This window comes from Nonomuraea sp. B10E15 (assembly GCF_039871615.1).
Lineage (GTDB): Bacteria > Actinomycetota > Actinomycetes > Streptosporangiales > Streptosporangiaceae > Nonomuraea.
Map to the genome: position 1 here is coordinate 1 of NZ_JBDPMB010000002.1, position 18,926 is coordinate 18,926.

General features: G+C 71.2%; 18 protein-coding genes. 13 read left to right on the forward strand and 5 right to left on the reverse strand.

Annotated elements, in window-relative coordinates; translation table 11 throughout:
• Together ABGB14_RS09170 and ABGB14_RS09175 are read left to right on the forward strand one after the other, a co-directional pair.
• A partial coding sequence (locus ABGB14_RS09170; protein WP_347643149.1) for a zinc ribbon domain-containing protein occupies positions 1-212 on the forward strand: 212 nt, incomplete at its 5' end.
• 389 nt (positions 213-601) lie between these two features.
• Complete coding sequence (locus ABGB14_RS09175; protein WP_347643150.1) at positions 602-3,247, forward strand: phosphoenolpyruvate carboxylase; 2,646 nt, start codon at positions 602-604, stop codon at positions 3,245-3,247.
• On the opposite strand, the gene ABGB14_RS09180 is transcribed toward ABGB14_RS09175, so the two are convergent.
• Positions 3,210-4,328, reverse strand: a complete 1,119-nt coding sequence (locus ABGB14_RS09180) for an epoxide hydrolase family protein (protein WP_347643151.1) — start codon at positions 4,326-4,328, stop codon at positions 3,210-3,212. The two genes, ABGB14_RS09175 and ABGB14_RS09180, sit on opposite strands and share 38 nt — an antisense overlap.
• 113 nt (positions 4,329-4,441) lie before the next feature.
• Here ABGB14_RS09180 and ABGB14_RS09185 point away from each other — a divergent pair, with 113 nt between their 5' ends.
• The 6 genes from ABGB14_RS09185 to bfr all read left to right on the forward strand — a co-directional run bounded on the left by ABGB14_RS09185 (position 4,442) and on the right by bfr (position 8,464).
• Positions 4,442-5,260, forward strand: coding sequence for a biotin--[acetyl-CoA-carboxylase] ligase (locus ABGB14_RS09185; protein ID WP_347643152.1), 819 nt, complete (start codon positions 4,442-4,444; stop codon positions 5,258-5,260).
• A gap of 68 nt (positions 5,261-5,328) precedes the next feature.
• Positions 5,329-5,841 (forward strand): PH domain-containing protein, encoded by a 513-nt coding sequence (locus ABGB14_RS09190; protein WP_347643153.1) that lies wholly within the window; start codon positions 5,329-5,331, stop codon positions 5,839-5,841.
• 101 nt (positions 5,842-5,942) lie between these two features.
• A complete protein-coding gene (locus ABGB14_RS09195) occupies positions 5,943-7,028 on the forward strand; it encodes an S-(hydroxymethyl)mycothiol dehydrogenase (protein ID WP_347643154.1) in 1,086 nt (361 codons plus the stop codon).
• Entirely contained in the window at positions 7,028-7,648 is a 621-nt protein-coding gene (locus ABGB14_RS09200) for an MBL fold metallo-hydrolase (RefSeq protein WP_347643155.1), read from the forward strand. The genes ABGB14_RS09195 and ABGB14_RS09200 overlap by 1 nt, the downstream gene beginning before the upstream one ends.
• Before the next feature lie 132 nt (positions 7,649-7,780).
• The gene (locus ABGB14_RS09205) at positions 7,781-7,957 is read left to right on the forward strand and encodes a (2Fe-2S)-binding protein (RefSeq protein ID WP_132618226.1); all 177 of its coding nucleotides are present in this window, start codon (positions 7,781-7,783) and stop codon (positions 7,955-7,957) included.
• A 24-nt stretch (positions 7,958-7,981) separates the two neighbouring features.
• Positions 7,982-8,464 carry a bacterioferritin gene (gene bfr / locus ABGB14_RS09210; RefSeq protein WP_347643156.1) on the forward strand — a complete coding sequence of 161 codons (483 nt, stop codon included), beginning with the start codon at positions 7,982-7,984 and terminating at the stop codon, positions 8,462-8,464.
• Here bfr and ABGB14_RS09215 read toward each other — a convergent pair.
• Positions 8,437-10,782, reverse strand: a complete 2,346-nt coding sequence (locus ABGB14_RS09215) for a glycoside hydrolase family 95 protein (protein WP_347643157.1) — start codon at positions 10,780-10,782, stop codon at positions 8,437-8,439. The two genes, bfr and ABGB14_RS09215, sit on opposite strands and share 28 nt — an antisense overlap.
• Before the next feature lie 47 nt (positions 10,783-10,829).
• A complete protein-coding gene (locus ABGB14_RS09220; protein ID WP_347643158.1) occupies positions 10,830-11,885 on the reverse strand; it encodes a class I SAM-dependent methyltransferase in 1,056 nt (351 codons plus the stop codon).
• Between the two features lie 331 nt (positions 11,886-12,216).
• Here ABGB14_RS09220 and ABGB14_RS09225 point away from each other — a divergent pair, with 331 nt between their 5' ends.
• Both ABGB14_RS09225 and ABGB14_RS09230 read left to right on the forward strand, forming a co-directional pair.
• Positions 12,217-12,885, forward strand: a complete 669-nt coding sequence (locus ABGB14_RS09225) for a response regulator transcription factor (protein ID WP_043620820.1) — start codon at positions 12,217-12,219, stop codon at positions 12,883-12,885.
• A gap of 4 nt (positions 12,886-12,889) precedes the next feature.
• The gene (locus tag ABGB14_RS09230; RefSeq protein WP_347616536.1) at positions 12,890-14,167 is read left to right on the forward strand and encodes an ATP-binding protein; all 1,278 of its coding nucleotides are present in this window, start codon (positions 12,890-12,892) and stop codon (positions 14,165-14,167) included.
• On the opposite strand, the gene ABGB14_RS09235 is transcribed toward ABGB14_RS09230, so the two are convergent.
• The gene (locus ABGB14_RS09235; protein WP_347643159.1) at positions 14,151-14,633 is read right to left on the reverse strand and encodes a GtrA family protein; all 483 of its coding nucleotides are present in this window, start codon (positions 14,631-14,633) and stop codon (positions 14,151-14,153) included. The two genes, ABGB14_RS09230 and ABGB14_RS09235, sit on opposite strands and share 17 nt — an antisense overlap.
• Before the next feature lie 206 nt (positions 14,634-14,839).
• On the opposite strand from ABGB14_RS09235, the gene ABGB14_RS09240 reads away from it, so the two are divergent.
• The 3 genes from ABGB14_RS09240 (at position 14,840) to ABGB14_RS09250 (ending at position 17,515) form a co-directional block, all read left to right on the forward strand.
• Positions 14,840-15,988, forward strand: a complete 1,149-nt coding sequence (locus ABGB14_RS09240; protein WP_347643160.1) for a 5-(carboxyamino)imidazole ribonucleotide synthase — start codon at positions 14,840-14,842, stop codon at positions 15,986-15,988.
• Entirely contained in the window at positions 15,985-16,494 is a 510-nt protein-coding gene (gene purE / locus ABGB14_RS09245; protein ID WP_347643161.1) for a 5-(carboxyamino)imidazole ribonucleotide mutase, read from the forward strand. Before ABGB14_RS09240 ends, purE begins: the two co-directional genes overlap by 4 nt.
• Positions 16,495-16,558: 64 nt before the next feature.
• Positions 16,559-17,515, forward strand: coding sequence for a GNAT family N-acetyltransferase (locus ABGB14_RS09250; protein ID WP_347643162.1), 957 nt, complete (start codon positions 16,559-16,561; stop codon positions 17,513-17,515).
• A 1-nt stretch (position 17,516) separates the two neighbouring features.
• On the opposite strand, the gene ABGB14_RS09255 is transcribed toward ABGB14_RS09250, so the two are convergent.
• Positions 17,517-18,830 carry a UDP-glucose/GDP-mannose dehydrogenase family protein gene (locus ABGB14_RS09255; RefSeq protein ID WP_347643163.1) on the reverse strand — a complete coding sequence of 438 codons (1,314 nt, stop codon included), beginning with the start codon at positions 18,828-18,830 and terminating at the stop codon, positions 17,517-17,519.
• Between the last annotated feature and the right edge of the window lie 96 nt (positions 18,831-18,926).

Genomic DNA, 18,926 nt, shown 5'->3' on the forward strand with positions numbered 1-18,926 from the left:
CTGAAAGCGCCGGTCGCAAGCTGATCGCGGTGAACCCCGCCGGCACCTCCCGCACCTGCGCCCGCTGCGGGCACAGCGCACGGGAGAACCGCGTCACCCAGGCCGGGTTCGCCTGTACGGCGTGCGGGCATGCCGCGCACGCTGACGTGAATGCGGCGGTCAACATCTTGAGGGCAGGGCTTGCCCTTCGCCAGGCTGCGCAAGCGGCTTAGCGAGAAGCCGCTCCCTTCAGGGAGCGGAGGAGTCACGACGGATGCCGTTCGTACTACCTCGGCGGGGTTGGCGCGAGCCGGTATGCCGTGACGGCATGTCGTTGAAGTATTCGGCGAACGCGTTTTCCACGTCCCCGCCGACTGCGGCCAAGGACTTCGCCACCAAGAAGGTGAAGGTGACCGAGGACGGTCAGCCGGTCATGGTGGTGAGGCTGCTGGCGATGGACGGCAGCGACTCCACCATGATCAAGTCAACCTGGCGGGCGAACAGCATCACCTGGTGCTCGCGGCGGTGTCGAAACCCACCTGACCTGCCTGGACCCAGTGGTCTAGTCCATTTGATGAGACCGGTCTACGGTCGTTCGTGGCGACTCGCTACCCTTCGAAACATGATTGACCAGGGGCTCGAACATCGCAGCGCCGCCGTGACCGAGATGCCGGACGAGCTGCGCCACGATGTGCGGCTGCTCGGCAAGCTGCTCGGCCAGGTGCTGGCCGAACAGGGCGGCGAAGACCTGCTGGCCGACGTCGAACGGCTGCGCAAGGCGGTCATCGCCGCGCGCAGGGGCGAGATCTCGGCCGACGAGATCACCGCCATGATCGCGGGATGGGAGATCGAGCGGGCAGTCGAGGTGGCCCGGGCGTTCACCTGCTACTTCCACCTGGCCAACCTGGCCGAGGAGCACTACCGCATCCGCACGCTGCGCGAACGCGACGCCGAGGGCAGGGTGCAGCGCGAGTCGCTCGCCCAGGCCGTGCGCGAGCTGGGCCACGAGCGCGTCACCGAGCTGGTGGAGGGCCTCGAGCTGCACCCGGTGCTCACCGCGCACCCCACCGAGGCGCGCAGGCGCGCGGTCGTCACCGCGATCCAGCGGGTCAGCGGCCAGCTCACCGAGTACAACTCCCCTGGCCGCGGCGCCTCCGAGCGGGCGGAGAGCAAGCGGCGCATGCTGGAGGAGATCGACCTGCTGTGGCGCACGGCCCAGCTCCGCTCCACCAAGCTCGACCCGCTCGACGAGGTGCGCACCGCCATGGCCGCCTTCGACGAGACGCTGTTCCGTACGGTGCCGCAGGTCTACCGCGCCCTCGACGCGGCGCTCGGCGCGGCGGCCGACCCTGCCCACGACGGAGGCACCGGCGCCCGCCCGCCCCGGGCCAGGCCGTTCATCCGCTACGGCAGCTGGATCGGCGGCGACCGCGACGGCAACCCCAACGTCACGGCCAGGGTCACGCGTGAGACCGTCCAGATCCAGTCCGAGCACGTGCTGACGGCCCTCGAGACCGCCTGCTCGCGCATCGGCCGCACGCTGACGGCCTCCGCGCAGTTCGCCCCCTGCTCGCCCGAGCTCAAGACGGCGCTGGCCACGGCCGTGGACGCCTACCCCGAGGTCGTCTCCGAGCTGGCCACCCGCTCGCCGCGCGAGCCGCACCGGCAGTGGCTGCTCTTCGTGGCCGCGCGCATCGCCGCCACCCACCGCCGCGACCTCGACCTGGCCTACCGCTCGCCCGACGAGCTGCTGGCCGACCTGCGCCTGGCGCAGGAGTCGCTGGCTGCGAGCGCGCCGCGGCAGGCGTACGGCGAGTTGCAGCACCTCATCTGGCAGGTCCAGACGTTCGGCTTCCATCTGGCCGAGCTGGAGGTGCGCCAGCACTCCCAGGTGCACGCCGCCGCACTGGAGGAGCTGCGGGCGGGCGGCGAGCCGTCGGAGCGCACCGAGGAGGTCCTGGCCACGATCCGGGTGATCGCCTGGATCCAGGAGCGGTTCGGGGTCAGCGCCTGCTCCCGCTACGTGGTGTCCTTCACCCGCTCGGCCGACGACGTCGCGGCCGTCTACGAGCTGGCCGGGCACGCGCTCGGCGACCGCGCGCCCGTGCTCGACGTCGTGCCGCTGTTCGAGTCGGGCGAAGACCTCGCCAACTCGCCGCGCGTGCTCACCGGGATGCTCGACATCCCGCAGGTGCGGCAGCGCCTGGCCGACACCGGCCGGCGCATGGAGATCATGCTGGGCTACTCCGACTCGGCCAAGGAGCTCGGCCCCGCCGCGGCCACCCTGCGGCTCTACGAGGCGCAGGAGGAGCTGACCCGCTGGGCCGCCGAGCACGACGTGAAGCTGCGCATGTTCCACGGCCGCGGCGGCGCGCTCGGCCGCGGCGGCGGCCCGGCCAACCGCGCCGTGCTGGCCCAGGCCCCCGGCTCGGTGGCGGGCCGGTTCAAGGTCACCGAGCAGGGCGAGGTCATCTTCGCCCGCTACGGCCACATCGCGATCGCCCGCCGCCACCTGGAGCAGGTGGCCAACGCCGTGCTGCTGGCCTCCTCGCCGACGATCGGGTCGCGCACCGCGGCCGCCGCCGAACGGTTCCGCGGCCTGGCCGAGCAGGTCGCCACGGCGTCCGAGCGGGCCTACAGGTCGCTGACCGAGGCGGAGGGCTTCCCCGAGTGGTTCGGCCTGGTCAGCCCGCTCGAGGAGATCGGCACGCTGCGTCTCGGCTCGCGTCCGGCCCGCCGCGGCCTGGGCGCGCCGCGCTCGCTCGACGACCTGCGGGCGATCCCGTGGGTGTTCGCGTGGGCGCAGACCCGGGTCAACCTGCCCGGCTGGTACGGCCTCGGCACCGGCCTGGCGGCCGTCGGCGACATCGAGGAGCTGCGGGCGGCGTACACCGAGTGGCCGCTGTTCAACGCGATGCTCGACAACGCCGAGATGTCGCTGGCCAAGACCGACCGCTCGATCGCCAAGCGCTATCTGGCGCTGGGCGGCAGGGAGGACTTCGCCCGGCAGGTGCTGGAGGAGTACGACAGGACCCGCGAGCTGGTGCTCAGGGTCACGGGGCACAGGCGGCTGCTGGAGAACCGCAAGGTGCTCTCGCGGGCGGTCCAGCTGCGCGACCCGTACGTCGACGCGCTGTCGCACCTGCAGTTGCGGGCCCTGCGCGCGCTGCGCACCGGCAACCCGTCGGAGCGGGAGCGCGACCGGCTGTCCACGCTCCTGCTCCTGTCGGTCAACGGTGTCGCGGCGGGGCTGCAGAACACCGGCTGAGCCGGCGGAGAGCGTCGAAGAAGGCCCGGATGTCGGAGGCGAGCACGTCCGTGGCGCTGTGCGCGGTGTAGTGGCCACGCGCCGGGGCGGGCAGCGTCTTCCAGGAGACGATGTTCGCGTGGTCGCGTTCGGCGAAACGGCGGATCGACAGGAAGTCGCCCTCGGCCATGGCCAGCGCCGTCGGCACGGTCGTGGGCTCCTTCGGCTGCTCCATGCGGGCGTTCTCCCAGTAGAGCCGCAGCGCGGAGCCCGCGGTGCCGGTGAACCAGTGGACGGCGGCGTTGGCCAGCACGAAGTCGTCGTCGAGGTCCTCGTCGAAGAGCTGGGCGAGCCAGCCCACGAGCCCGGCGGGGGAGTCGGCGAGGGCGTGCGCGAGCGTCTGCGGCTGTTGTGACTGCAGCACGTTGAAGGCGCCCTTCTCCTTCCAGAACCAGTCGAGCACGGCCAGCCCCGCCTGGTCGTCCTCGCTCAGGTCGGCGAACTCCGCGGGGTCGCCGGACGGGAACGAGAAGAGCTGCGTGACGTGCACGCCCACGACGTGCTCGGGGTCGATCCTGCCGACCTCGGGCGAGATCATCGACCCGGCGTCGTTGCCCACAGCGCCGTAGCGCTCGTAGCCGAGCTCGGCCATGAGCGCGGCCCACGCCCTGGCGATGCGCTGGTTGTTCCAGCCCGGCCCGCGCGTCGGCCCCGAGAAGCCGTAGCCGGGCAGCGACGGGACGACCAGGTGGAAGTGGCGTGACAGCGGCTCGATGGCGTCGAGATATTCGACGACGGAGCCGGGCCAGCCGTGGGTGAGGATCAGCGGCAGGGCCTCGGGGTTGTCGGAGCGCACGTGGAAGAAGTGCACGTTCTGCCCGTCGATCTCGGTGGTGAACTGCGGGTACGCGTTGAGCCTGGCCTCCAGCGCCCGCCAGTCGAACCCGTCGCGCCAGCGGCCGACCAGGCGCTTGACCCGCTCGACGCTCACTCCCTGGCCGGCGCCGTCGATCTCGTCGGTGAAGCGGGTCAGGGCGAGGCGGTCCCGCAGGTCGTCGAGGTCGGCCTGCGGGACGGCGATGCGGAAGGGGGTGATGCTCATGACGATCCTCTCGGGAACGGTTCGTTCTGTTCCGATAATAGCAGAACGGAATGCTTTATTCCAATAGGTCTCCCGCCGTCAGCGAACCCACCGCCATCGGCCAAGATGGGGAGATGGCCAACTCGCGCTACTCCGACCTCGACCGCCCGCCACTGAACGCGGCGGCGCTCAACCGCGCGCTGGTCCGCCCAGGCTCGTTGTGGACGGGCGTCACGGTCGTCGAGAGCACCGGCTCGACCAACGCCGACCTGGCCGGCGCCGCCAAGGAGGGGGCGCGGGAGGGGTCCGTGCTGGTGGCGGAGGCGCAGGCCGCGGGCCGCGGGCGGCTGGGCCGCTCCTGGTCGGCTCCGCCCCGCTCGGGCCTGACGTTCTCGATCCTGCTCCGGCCGCACGTCCCCCTCGCCTCCCAGGGCTGGCTGACCCTCTTGTACGGCGTCGCCGCCGCATCGGCGGTGCGCCGCCTGGCCGAGGTCGACGTGCGCCTGAAGTGGCCCAACGACCTGCTGGTCGGCGAGCGCAAGCTGGCCGGCGTGCTCGCCGAGCGCGCCGACGACGCCGTCGTCATCGGCATGGGGCTGAACGTGTCGCTCAAACCCGACGAGCTGCCCGTCGAGACCGCCACGTCGCTGGGCATCGAGCAGGCGGCCTGCCTCGACCGCGATCCGCTGCTGCGGGCCGTGTTGCGCGAGGTCGAGAGCCACTACCACGACTGGGTCGACGCCAAGGGCGACGCGGAGGCGTCCGGGCTGCGCTCGGCCTACCTCGCGACCAGCGCCACGGTCGGGAGGCAGGTCAGGGTGGAGCTGCCGGGCGATCAGGCGCTGACCGGCCGGGCGTCCGGCATCGACCAGTGGGGGCACCTCCAGGTGGAGTCCGGCGGCGAGCACTACACGCTGAGCGCGGGCGACGTCGTCCACGTGCGCATGGCCTGAGATGCGGAGGGTGCGCGCCGCACCACCGCGATAGCCGCCGGGGCCGCGAGGATGGCACCATTCTTCGCATGACCCTTCCCGACCATCATCTGACGCAGGGTGAGCGGCGCGTCAGGTCCTTCCACCCGCACTGGAAGCGGCTCGTCGGCCCCTTCGTCGCGCTGGTGCTCATCGCGGCGGCCGCCGGCGCGGCTCTCTACTTCATCCCGGCCGACTGGGAGTTCGCCTTCCACGCCAGGATTGCCACCGGCGTCATCGGCCTCATCCTGCTGACGATCTGGTCGTTCGTCCCCTACCTGCAGTGGAAGAACACCGGCTACGTGCTCACCACCCACCGCTTCACGATCAGCACCGGCGTGCTCAACAAGTCGACCGACGAGATCCCGATCGCCAAGGTCAACACGGTCAGCTCCGACCAGACGTTCCCCGAGCGGCTGCTCGGCTGCGGCACGCTGACGGTCGAGTCCGCCTCCGACAGGGGCGAGATCGTGCTGCGCGACATCCCGAGGATCCAGGACGTCCGCACCGAGCTGTTCAGGCTCGTCGAGGACGCCTCCGACGGGACGATCGACGGCCGCTGACGCCCGCTCCCGCGAGCGGGAGGATCGTTCCGGCCGGACGGCCCGGCGTGGTGCGGCCCTATGTCTTGCGGAGATCATCCTCCTGACACAAGATGGCTGGCATGCCGTACGAAGTGCAGGGCGTGATCGCCAGGGGCAAGGGTCAGGAAGTTTCGCTCGAGACGGTCGTGGTTCCCGATCCGGGGCCGGGCGAGGCGGTCGTCAACGTGCAGGCCTGCGGGGTCTGCCATACCGACCTGCACTATCGGGAGGGCGGGATCGGCGACGACTTCCCCTACCTGCTCGGCCATGAGGCGGCGGGCACCGTCGAGGCGGTGGGCGAGGGGGTCACGGGGCTGGAGCCGGGCGACTTCGTCATCCTCAACTGGCGGGCCGTGTGCGGCCAGTGCCGGGCCTGCCTGCGCGGCCGGCCGTGGTACTGCTTCAACACCCACAACGCCCGCCAGAAGATGACGCTCGCCGACGGCACGGAGCTGTCGCCCGCGCTGGGCATCGGCGCGTTCCAGGCCAGGACGCTCGTCGCCGCCGGCCAGTGCACCAAGGTCTCCGCCGAGGCGCCGGCCCAGGTGGCGGGGCTGCTCGGCTGCGGTGTCATGGCCGGCATCGGCGCGGCGATCAACACCGGCGGGGTGACGCGCGGCGACAGCGTGGCGGTCATCGGCTGCGGCGGCGTCGGCGACGCGGCCGTGCTGGGCTCGTCGCTGGCCGGCGCCGCGAAGATCATCGCGGTCGACGTGGACGACCGCAAACTCGAGTGGGCCCGCGGCTTCGGCGCCACCCACACGGTCAACTCCCGCGACAACGACCCGGTCGAGGCCATCCGCGACCTCACCGGCGGCTTCGGCGCCGACGTGGTCATCGAGGCGGTGGGGCGGCCCGAGACGTACGAGCAGGCGTTCTATGCCCGTGACCTGGCCGGCACGGTCGTGCTGGTCGGCGTGCCGACCCCCGAGATGCGGCTGCAGCTGCCGCTGCTCGACGTGTTCGGGCGCGGCGGCTCGCTCAAGTCCTCCTGGTACGGCGACTGCCTGCCCTCGCGCGACTTCCCCATGCTGATCGACCTGTTCCTGCAGAACCGCCTGCCGCTCGACCGGTTCGTCACGGAGACGATCCAGCTCGGCCAGGTCGAGGAGGCGTTCGGCAAGATGCACCGCGGCGAGGTGCTGCGCTCGGTGGTGGTCCTCTGATGATCGACCGGGTCATCACCTCGGGCACGTTCTCGCTGGACGGCGGCACGTGGGAGGTCGACAACAACGTCTGGCTGGTGGGCGACGCCCGCGAGGTGGTCGTCATCGACGCCGCCCACGACGCCACGCCCATCGCCGAGCGGGTGGGCGGGCGCGCGGTCAGGGCCATCGTCTGCACGCACGCGCACAACGACCACATCAACGCGGCAGGACCTCTCGCCGGCCTGACGGGGGCGCCGATCCGGCTGCACCCCGCCGACCAGGTGTTGTGGGAGCAGCAGTACGCCGACTCGCTGTCGTACGAACCGCTGGCCGACGGCGAGAAGATCGCGGTCGGCGGCATCACGCTGCAGATCATGCACACGCCCGGTCACGCGCCGGGAGCGGTCTGCGTGTACGCCCCCGAGCTGGGCGCGCTGTTCAGCGGCGACACGCTGTTCAAGGGCGGGCCCGGGGCGACCGGGCGTTCCTACAGCTCGTTCGACACGATCATCGACTCGATCAGGGAGCGCCTGCTGGCGCTGCCCGCGGAGACCGTCGTGCACACCGGGCACGGCGACTCGACCTCCATCGGCGCGGAGGCGCCGCACCTTGAGGAGTGGATCGCCCGGGGTCACTGAGAGGAGTGGCTCGCACGCGTACGGTACATCACTGTGGCGTACCTAACGTAGGCAAGCCTTATCAAAGTGGGCTACCTTAGGTGTGCCTTACCTAATGGTGTTCCCCCTTTGGCTCGAGAGGTTTGTCCCCGGATGTACGTGTGCGTGTGCCGTGCGGTGACCGAGAACGAGGTGCACGACTGCATTGCCGCCGGGGCTACCAGCGCGAAGCAGATCCGTGACACCACCGGGGCTGGTGGTGACTGTGCCCGATGTGTGCGGAAAATCTGTGCGATCCTGAAACGGTCTGAAGAACTGACGACCGCGTAGCCGGATAGCAGCAAGGGGCCTGCCATGCAGGGCGACAAGCAGATCATCGAGCTGCTCAACGAGCAGTTGACCGCCGAACTGACCGCGATCAACCAGTATTTCCTGCACGCCAAGATGCAGGAGAACTGGGGATACACCAAGCTTGCCGAGCACACCCGCGCTGAGTCGTTCGACGAGATGCGCCACGCCGAACGCCTGACCGACCGCATCCTGTTCCTCGAAGGGCTGCCCAACTACCAGCGCCTGGGCACACTGCACATCGGCCAGACCGTCGAGGAGCAGCTCAGGGCCGACCTGGAGGTGGAGCTGTCGGTGGTGCAGCGGCTGCGGCCGGCCATCCCGCTCATGCGGGAGAAGGGCGACGTCACCTCCGCCCGCATCTTCGAGGAGATCCTCGAGGACGAGGAGGAGCACATCGACTACCTGGAGACGGAGCTCGACCTGATCCGCAGCCTCGGTGAGCAGCTCTACCTCGCCCGCTACGCCGAGCCGCCCTCGGCCGACTGACCGCTCCCCGTCACGACTACGTACGCCGCCCCCGCGGCGGCGTTCCAGGCCAGGGTGTCGCCGGAGCGGCGCGCGCCCACGTCGTCGCCCCGCCCGTCCAGCACCCGGCTGGCGGCCGTGATGGCCGCCGAACGCAACGTGATCGGGCCGCCGCGCCCCGTGCGCAGCGTGATCCGCTCGGCGGCGCCGTCACGCCAGGAGGCGTCCACCGTCACGTCGCCCCTGGCCCGCAGCCCGCGCACCGACCCCGCAGGCCAGGCGGACGGCAGCGCGGGCAGCACGTGAATCTCGCCGGGCCGGCTCTGCACCAGCATCTCCGCGATGCCCGCGGTGGCCCCGAAGTTGCCGTCGATCTGGAACGGCGGGTGCGTGTCCCACAAATTGTCCAGCGTGGAGTGCCTGAGCTGCTCGCGCAGCATCGTGTGCGCGTGGTCGCCGTCGAGCAGCCGCGCCCAGAAACTGATCTTCCACGCTTTGCTCCAGCCCGTGCCACCGTCAGCCCTTGCCGCCAGCGCGACCCCGGCCGCCCCGCCCTCGCGGCTCTCCGCCGTGATCTGGCGCCCGGGGTGCAGCGCGTACAGGTGGGACACGTGCCGGTGCGTGTTGCCGGGGTCGTCCCAGTCGGCCTTCCACTCCTGGAGCTGCCCCCAGGATCCGATCCTGAGCCCGGGATCGAGCCGGGCCAGCGCCTCCCGCACCCGCGCGCGGAACGCGGCGTCGGCGTCCAGCACGCCGGCGGCCTCGGCCACGTTCGTGAGCAGGTCCCAGACGATCTGCTGCGCCATCGACGCCCCGGCCGAGAAGTCGCCCTGCTCGGGCGAGTAGCTCGGCGAGACGACGAGGCCGCCGTCGCGGGGGTCGGTGTGCAGCGTGTCCAGCCAGAACCGCGCGGCCCCCTTCATCACCGGGTAGGCGGTCTCGCGCAGGTAGCGGATGTCGCCGCTGAACAGGTAGTGCTCGTACATCTGCCGGGTCAGCCAGGCGGCCGCCTCCGGGAACCAGAACGCGGTGGCCCAGTCGTGCACGCCGGTGAACCCAAACGGGTTCGTCTCGTTGTGCACCACCCACCCGCCGGCCCCGAACATCTCCCGCGCCGTCACCTCGCCCGGCGCCACCAGCGCCGTGACGAAGTCGTCGTACGGCCGCGCCGTCTCGGCCAGGTTCGTCACCTCGGCGGGCCAGTAGTTCATCTGCAGATTGATGTTGGTGTGGTAGTCGCCGGACCAGGGCGGGCTGGTGGAGTCGTTCCAGACGCCCTGCAGGTTCGCGGGCAACGACCCGGGCCGCGACGAGGCGATCAGCAGGTAGCGGCCGTAGGCGAAGAACAGCGCCTCCAGCGCGCGGTCGTCCGCCCCCTGGCCGCCGGTGTAGGCGGCCCGCAGCCGGTCCGTGGGGACGGCCGGCGTCCGCTGCCCGAGGTCCAGCACCACCCGGTCGAACAACGCCCGGTGATCGTCCTGGTGGGCCCGCCTCAGCGCGTCGTAACCCAGCGCCACGGCCCGGTCCACGGCGGCGGTGACGGCGGCGTGCGGGTCGTCGCCGCGGTAGGCCGGGTACGTCCCGGCGTAGTCGGTGCCCGCCGACATCACGAAGAACGCGCTGTCGGCTCCGGTGACCGTGATCAGGCCGTCCCCGTCGGTGCGGGTGCCGCCCTCCGCGACCACGTGCACCTGGGCCACGTACCTCAGCCCGTTGTCCGCCAGCGCTCCCCTGAGCGTCAGCCGCCCGTTGGCGACGCCGGCCTGCTCGGGCGGCAGGTGCGGCGAGGTCGCGCGGAGCGTGAACGACACCGCGCCCGCCCGGTCGGCCGAGAGCCGCCCCGCGATCACGTTCGCCGGATGGCAGGCGAAGTATTCGCGCGCGTGGCGTACGCCGCCCGCGGTGTAGCCGACCCTGACCACTGCCTCCCGCAGGCGTAACTCCCGCCGGTAGCCGCCGGCTGTGCCGTGCTCCGCCATCTCCAGCCACAGGTCGCCGAACGCCTGGTACGCCCCGAATCCCGACTTCGGCTGCCCCAGCTCGGCCGCGACCTCCTCGGGCGACATCCGCGGGTCGCGGTCGAGCCGCCGCCTGACCCCCGCCAGGGCGTCCGGCCGGGGCGAGGTCCAGTTGCCGAAGTCGTAGCCCTGTGCCGACCCTGGACCGCCGGTCCACAACGTCTTCTCGTTGAACTGGAGCCGCTCGGTGCGGGTGCCGCCGAAGACCATCGCCCCGAGGGCGCCGTTGCCGATGGGCAGCGCCTGGGTCTCCCAGTCGGTGGCCGGTTCGTCGTACCAGAGCGTCAGGTCATCGGGTGTATCTCCCGGGAGGTCCGCCATGCGGCCCCAGGGTACCAGGGCAGCACGGAGAGACATCCGACCTCTGCTCAGGGAATGAGCCGGTAGAAACGCCAGAAGCCGAAGTCCTTGATGGGCAGGATCTCGACGTCGGAGAAGCCGGCCTCGCGGGCGTAGCGGCGCAGCGTGCCCGGTCGCAGCACGGTGCCGGTGGCGGCCGAGGGCTGCTCGTTCATCGCGTCGGGCAGGCAGATGAGCAGGCTGAAGCCGTACATCAGCCGCTCGACGTCGTCCGCGGGGGCCGTGAAGGAGTCGCCGACGGCCTCGTCCATGATCACGACGGCGCCGTCCGGGCTCGTCGCCCGCCGCGCCGCCGCCAGCGTCTCCACCGGCCGCGGCATGTCGTGCACGCACTCGAAGGCGAAGACGGCGTCGTAGCGGCTCTCGTGCAGCAGGGCAGCGTCGCCGCGGCGGAAGGTCACCCGGTCCCCGAGACCCGCGCCGGCCGCGTTGCGGGTGGCCAGTTCGACGGACGGGCCGTCGATGTCGACGCCCTCCACGGTCGCTCCGGGGTAGGCCCTGGCCAGCGCGATGGCCGACCATCCACCGCCGCAGCCCACGTCGGCGACGCGGGCGCCGGGGCGGCGCAACACGGCGTCCAGCACGGGCACGCCCGCGAGCGCGTCCGGCAGTGCGTGCTCGAACCAGGGCCGGTTCATGTCGGCCTGCGACTCCCGCATGTCGGCCCCGAACGCCGCCCAGGGCACCCCGCCGCCGTCGCGGTAGGCGACCAGGAGCGCGGGCAACTGGACGGACGCGCCGGCCAGCATCCGGGCCAGCGGGGCGAGGTAGGCCAGGCTGGACTCGTCGGTCAGCACCTCCGCCGCGCCGCCGGGCAGGGCGAAGCGGCCGTCCTCCGCGGCCTCCAGGATCCCGGTGGCGGCCTGCTGCTCCAGCCACTCCCTGGCGTACCGCTCGTGGCCGCGGGAACGGGCGACCAGCTCGGCGGCGTCGGCCGGGCCGTGCGCGGCCAGCGCGCGATACCAGCCCATCCGGTCGCCGATGTGCATGGAGAGCAGGTCGATGGTGCCGAGTGCCGATCCCAGCAGGCGGTCGGCGAACGCGTCGGTGCTCGTAGTCATCATGATCATCTCCTTCTTCCGGCCGGGCCCCGATCGAGGATCGGCGCCACGCGGCACCTGGAAAAGGTCTTTCGCCACACGACCGGTTCCGCCGTGGACGCGTCCCCTACCCGGGCGCTCGGCCGGGGAAAGTGATCGGCGGAAAGTGCTGAGCGGAATTTTCACTCTGGCGCGTCGTGCACGGGCCGCCAAGTTTCGCGTCGATAATCACGGTAATTTAATCCTGACTAAGTGATATTTAGCCGAGTTTGCCCAGGTCAATGGATAGGTCAACTACGAGTCAAACCGCGCGCTGTGCCCGGGAAACGATCGCCTAAGGTCCTACGATCGCTTCATGACCTGCGTACTTCTAGCCGAGGATGACACCTCGATTTCCGAGCCGCTCGCGCGTGCGCTACGCCGCGAGGGTTATCAGGTCGAGGTGAGCCCCGATGGCCCGCAGGCCCTGGAAAGGGCCCTGTCGGGCGGCATAGACCTCATCGTTCTCGACCTTGGCCTGCCCGAAATGGACGGTCTGGAGGTGGCCCGCCGGATCCGCGCCGAAGGGCACGGCACTCCGGTTCTGATACTCACCGCACGCGTGGACGAGGTCGACACGGTCGTCGGGCTCGACGCGGGCGCCGACGACTACGTGACGAAACCGTTCCGGCTGGCCGAACTGCTCGCCAGGGTCCGCGCCCTGCTGCGGCGCGGCACCTCGGAGACCCCGGTCGTCCAGGGGGTGCGCATCGACGCCGACTCGCGCCGGGCCTGGATGGGGGAGAAGGAGCTCCACCTGACGACCAAGGAGTTCGACCTGCTGCGCGTGCTCGTGCGCGACGCCGGCAAGGTCGTCACCCGCGAGCAGATCATGCGGGAGGTCTGGGACACGAACTGGTGGGGTTCGACCAAGACCCTCGACATGCACATCTCCTGGCTGCGCCGCAAGCTCGGCGACGATGCCGCCAAGCCCCGCTACATCACGACCGTCCGGGGAGTCGGCTTCCGGTTCGAACGCGAGTAGGCGGATGCGCCGCCGACTGCTCACCTCCACCCTGGTCGTCGCGGTTATCGCGGTCCTGTTGCTGGGGGTCCCCCTGGGCGTCGTGGTGAGTCGCCTGATCGTCGACGAAGCGGCTCAGGAGCTTGGGTCCGAAGCCAAGCGTCTCGTGGGAGAGGTGGAATACGCCCGTGTCCAGGAGACGCCACTCGACCCCCAGCAACTGGAGCAGAAATACCCGGGAAGATACATCCAGATCTGGGAGCACGGAACCCCCCTCCGGGTGACCGTGGTCGGCTCGCCCCCGCCGTCCGGCCACCTCATGACGGAGGACGCCCAGACCAACACCGGCGTCTACGTCCGGATCAGTCGCGACCGCGACCAGGTCGAACAGGACGTGGCCGCCCGCCTGCTGCTCATCGTGGCCCTGGCCGTGGCCGCTCTGGCGGTGGCCGTGAGCCTGGCCGTGGTCCAGTCACGCCGGCTGACGCTCCCCCTGCAGGACCTGGCGAAGATCGCCGACCGGCTCGGCTCGGGCGACGCGCGGCCGAGCAAGCACCGCTACGGCATCCCCGAGCTCGACCGGGTGGCCCAGGTGCTCGACCGCAGCGCCACCCGCATCTCCGACCTGCTCACCCGCGAGCGAGAGTTCGCCACCGACGCCTCCCACCAGCTCCGCACGCCGCTGACCGGCCTGACCATGCGGCTGGAGGAGATCGTCGCCTCCTCCGACGAGCCGGAGGTCGTCCGCGAGGAGGGCGAGGCGGCGATCGTCCAGGCGGAGCGGCTCACCGCCGTGATCGACGAGTTGCTGGCCGCGGCCCGCCGCCAGCGCCACGCCCAGGCACATCCGGTGGCCATCGACGAGATCCTCGGCCAGCAGATCATCGAATGGGAGCCGGTCTTCCGCGACGCGGGCCGCGAGATCCGGCTCGACGGCACCCGCGGGATGAAGGCGATGGCCACCACCGGCGGCTTCGGCCAGGTGATCGCCTCGCTGCTGGAGAACTCCCTGCGCCACGGCGGCGGCGCCGTCACCGTGACGTCCACCTGCGGCGACAACTACGTGGTGATCGAGGTCGCGGACGAGGGCCAGGGCATCGCCGACGAGATCGCCCCGAGGATCTTCGAGCGGAACGTCAGCGGTGGCGGAGGCACCGGACTCGGCCTGACGCTGGCCCGCGCGCTGGCCGCCGCCGACGGCGGCAGGCTGGAGCTGGTGCGCCGGCGCCCGGCCACGTTCGCCGTCTTCCTGCGCCCCGCGGAGGAGAACGGCGGCAACCGCGTGGTCAGCGGTCCTGCTTGACCCCGGCTTCCGGCAGCTCGACGGGGATGGGCTCGGTGGCCTCCAGGAACACCCACTTCTTGTACGACCAGAAGCGGAACAGCGTGCCGAGCCCGACGCCGATGATGTTGGCGATGTTGGCGCTGAGGGCGTCGTCGAGGTGGAGCGTGTAGGTGGTGAAGCCGATCACCAGCAGCCCGAACAGCAGGGCGATGCCGTTGAGCAGGAAGAACAGGAAATATTCGCGCCCGAGCCCGCTCTGCTCCCGGTGCCGGAACGTCCAGTAGCGGTTGCCCAGGTAGGCGAACGTCGCCGAGATCGTGGTCGCGAAAACCTTGGAGGTGAGCGGCCCCAGGCCGACCCCCAGCAGGAAGAGGTTGTAGGCGCCGGTGTCGATCAGGAACGCGATGGCCCCGATGCTGCCGAATTTGGCCAGCTCGTGCAGCAGGGAGGCGAACCGCTCGTAGAGGCGTTTGGCGAAGTCCACGTCTCTGCTCGGTCCCTTCCTTCGTCGAGCCTGACCAACTCAGCGTACCGGCCACCGTGTAGGCCCGGTGTCAGACAGATGAACATACCGCGCAAAGGAACGTTCATCGCGAAAACGTCCTAACCCCTGCCAAGCCCGCTAACCTGCCATGATCTGGAAGGGTCGCCCGTCAGGGAAGTCGTTCCGTCCCGGTAAGCTCACCTGGCGTGAGTTCCTACAGCCCTATCGGACCGGTCGTGGGCATCGTCGGCGCCGGCCAGCTCGCCCGGATGACGCAGCCGCCCGCCATCGCGCTCGGCGTCGAACTGCGGGTGCTGGCCGCGGCCCCCGGCGAGAGCGCCGCGCGGGTGATCCCCGACACGCGGGTCGGAGACTATCGCGCTCTCGGCGACCTCCGCGCGTTCGCCAAGGGCTGCGCCGCGATCACGTTCGACCACGAGCACGTGCCCACCGAGCACATCAGGGCCCTGGTCGCCGACGGCCACACCGTGCACCCGGGGGCCGACGCCCTCGTGCACGCCCAGGACAAAGCGGTCATGCGCGAGCGGCTGACCGCGATCGGCGTGCCCTGCCCGGCCTGGGCCAGGGTCGGCACGGCCGCCGACGCCGAGCGCTTCGCCGGCGAGCACGGCTGGCCGATGGTGCTGAAGGCCGTGCGCGGCGGCTACGACGGACGCGGCGTGTGGGTGTGCAGGTCTGCCGCGGACGTCGCGGAGGCCCTCGCGTCCGGCGTCGAGCTGATGGCCGAGGCGTTCGTGCCGTTCGAGCGGGAGCTGGCGGTGCTGGTGGCCCGCTCGCCGCACGGGCAGGGCGTCAGCTACCCGGTCGTGGAGACCGTGCAGGAGGACGGCATCTGCGTCGAGGTGCTGGCCCCCGCGCCCGGGCTCGACCCCGAAGACGCCGCCCAGGCCCAGCGCATCGGCCTGAAGATCGCCCACGATCTGGGGGTGACGGGGCTGCTGGCGGTGGAGCTGTTCGAGACCGCGCAGGGGCTGGTGGTCAACGAGCTGGCCATGCGGCCGCACAACAGCGGCCACTGGACGATCGAGGGCGCCAGGACCTCGCAGTTCGAGCAGCACCTGAGGGCGGTGCTCGACCTGCCGCTCGGCTCGCCCACCATGACCGCGCCCGTCGTCGTCATGGCCAACCTGCTCGGCGGCGACGACCCCGGCCTGTTCAAGCGCTACGAGCACGTGCTCGCCCACGATCCGGGCATCAAGCTGCACTTCTACGGCAAGGAGGTGCGTCCGGGCCGCAAGATCGGCCACGTGACGGCCCTCGGCTCCAACCTCGATCAGGTGCGCGCCCGCGCCCGCCACGCCGCCGTCTACCTCACCACCGGGGAGTACACATGAGTTCGCCCGCGGCGCGCGTCGGCATCGTCATGGGCAGCGACTCCGACTGGCCCGTCATGAAGGCCGCCGCCGAAGCGGTCGCCGAGTTCGGGGTGACGTTCGAGGCCGACGTGGTGTCGGCCCACCGCATGCCGGTCGAGATGATCGACTACGGCCGCCAGGCCGCCTCCCGCGGCCTCCAGGTGATCATCGCCGGCGCAGGCGGCGCCGCCCACCTGCCCGGCATGCTGGCCTCCGTGACGCCGCTGCCGGTGATCGGGGTGCCGGTGCCGCTCAAACACCTCGACGGGCTCGACTCCCTGCTGTCGATCGTCCAGATGCCGGCCGGGGTGCCGGTGGCCACCGTGGCCGTCGGCGGCGCCCGCAACGCGGGGCTGCTGGCCGTACGCGTTCTCGCCGCCTCCGACGCCGGGCTGCGGACGCGCATGGAGGAGTTCCAGGCGCGGCTGAAGGAGCAGGCGTACGCCAAGGGCGAGCGGTTGCGGGCCGAGGCCGCCGAGCTCTGACCCAGGCGCGGACGCCCCTGGAAAGCGCTCCCACGGGCCTGGCCGTACGGCTAGGGTGCCGTGGATGGACAACGTGATCAGGGGCCATGCCGCCCGGGTGCGGGCGGCCGATCCGCTGGTCGCAGGCCACGACGAGCTGCCCGGCGCGGGCGGGGTGCGGCTCGAGACCCGCGACGCCGCGGGGCTGGCCTCCGTCGACCGCATCAACCCGGACGACCTGCGGGCCTCCTGGTCACCGCTGGTCGTCCACCGGCTCCAGGCCCGCGTCGGCGGCCCCGACCCCGAGGCCGCGCTGGGCGGGCTGCTCGACCGGTGGATGGCGGGGTTACCCGATCCCGGCCCCGGGCAGGCGCTGGCCGTGTCGTGGCCGAGCAGGGACACCGCGCCGGTCAGGGCTCTGGCCGTGCGGGGGTTCGCGCCCATCTCCGTGGCCGCCGTCCGCCGGCTCGGCGAGCGCTCGGCGAACACGCCCGCTGCCAGCCCGCCCGGCGAGCGCTCGGCGAACACGCTCGCCGTCCGCCTGCCCGGCGAGCGCGGGGTGGGCGCGCCTGCCGTCCGCCGGGCCACCGCGGATGACGCGGAGGCCATCGTGCGGATGTACGAGCGGCTGGTGGCCTACGACGCGCAGTTCGGCTGGGTGGCCCTGCGCGGCTCGACGACGGCACGGATCAAGGAACTCGTGGCGGCGGAGGTGCTGCCGCTGGAGTGGTGCTGGGTCGCCGCGACGGGCGGCCGGCCGCTGGGCTGCGTCATCGTCCAGCCGCCGGGCCGCTCCCGCTGGATCGGCAAGGACGTGCGTGACTCGCCCGTGGCCTACCTCGGGGTCATGTACGTCGAGCCGGCCTGGCGGAGTCACGGCGTGGGCGCGGCGCTCGTCGACGTGGCCCACCGCCATGCGTCGGCGCGCGGAGTGGCGTCCATGATGCTCCACCACGCGCTGCCCAACCCGCTGTCCACGCCGTTCTGGGCGCGCCGCGGTTATCGCCCGCTGACCACCCAGTGGGTGCTCCACCTGCGATGACTCACGGGCGGCCCAGGGCGCGGTAGTGCCAGCCGGCCGAGCGCCACGACTCGGGGTTGAGGCAGTTGCGGCCGTCGACGATGCGCCGGGTGGCGACCACCGCCCCCAGCTGCTCGGGGTCGAGCTCCAGGAACTCCTGCCACTCCGTGAGCAGCAGGACCACGTGCGCCCCGCGCACCGCCTCGACGGCGGAATCGCCGTAGTTGAGCTCGGGATGAGCCTTACGAGCGTTGTCGAGCGCGATCGGGTCGTAGATGGTGACCCGTCCGCCCTGCTGGCCGATGGTCACGGCGACGTTGAGCGCGGGGGAGTCGCGGATGTCGTCGGAGTTGGGCTTGAACGCGGCGCCCAGCACGCCCACGGTGCAGCCGTGGAACGAGCCGCCCGCCAGCTCCCTTGCCAGGTCGACCATGCGGGCCCGCCGGCGCATGTTGATGTCGTCCACCTCGCGCAGGAACGTCAGCGCCTGGTCCGCGCCCAGCTCGCCGGCCCGCGCCATGAAGGCCCTGATGTCCTTGGGCAGGCAGCCGCCGCCGAAGCCGAGCCCGGCGTTGAGGTAGCGCCCGCCGATCCTGTCGTCGTACGACAGCGCCTCGGACAACTGCTTGACGTCGGCGTGGGCGGCCTCGCAGACCTCGGCCATGGCGTTGATGAAGGAGATCTTGGTGGCGAGGAAGGCGTTCGCGGCCGTCTTGACCAGCTCGGACGTCGCGTAGTCCGTCACCACGAACGGGATCTCGCCGAGCGGTTCGTACACCTCGCGCAGCACCTTCTCCGCCCGCTCGCTGCGCACGCCGAGCACGATGCGGTCGGGGTGGAGCGTGTCCTTGACCGCGAAACCCTCCCGCAGAAACTCGGGGTTCCAGGCCAGCTCGGCCTCGGTGCCCGCGGGGGCGAGCCGGGTGAGCTTGTCGGCCAGCCGCTCGGCGGTGCCGACGGGCACGGTGGACTTGCCCACCACCAGGCATTCCCGGTCAAGGAGCGGGGCCAGGGACTCGATGGCGCTGTCCGCGTAGGAGACGTCCGCGGCGTACTCGCCACGCTTCTGCGGGGTGCCGACGCAGAGGAAGTGCACGTCGCCGAAGGCGGCGACCTCTTCGAAGGAGGAGGTGAAGCGCAGGCGGCCGGACTCGAGCCCGCGGTGGAGCACCTCTTCGAGCCCGGGTTCGTGGATGGGGAGCTGCCCGTTGCTGAGCCGGTTGATCTTGTCGGCGTCGATGTCGAGGCCCAGGACGTCGTATCCGAGATCGGCCATGCACGCCGCATGGGTGATCCCCAGGTATCCAGTCCCGATCACCGTGAGGCGATATGGCACGAGAGAGCTCCTTTCGATCGCTGAGGCATGTTACCGGCCCGCGCTATCTCCTTCGTGCCACCTCCTCCCTTTTGCAAACCGTACCCGCTGGTAACA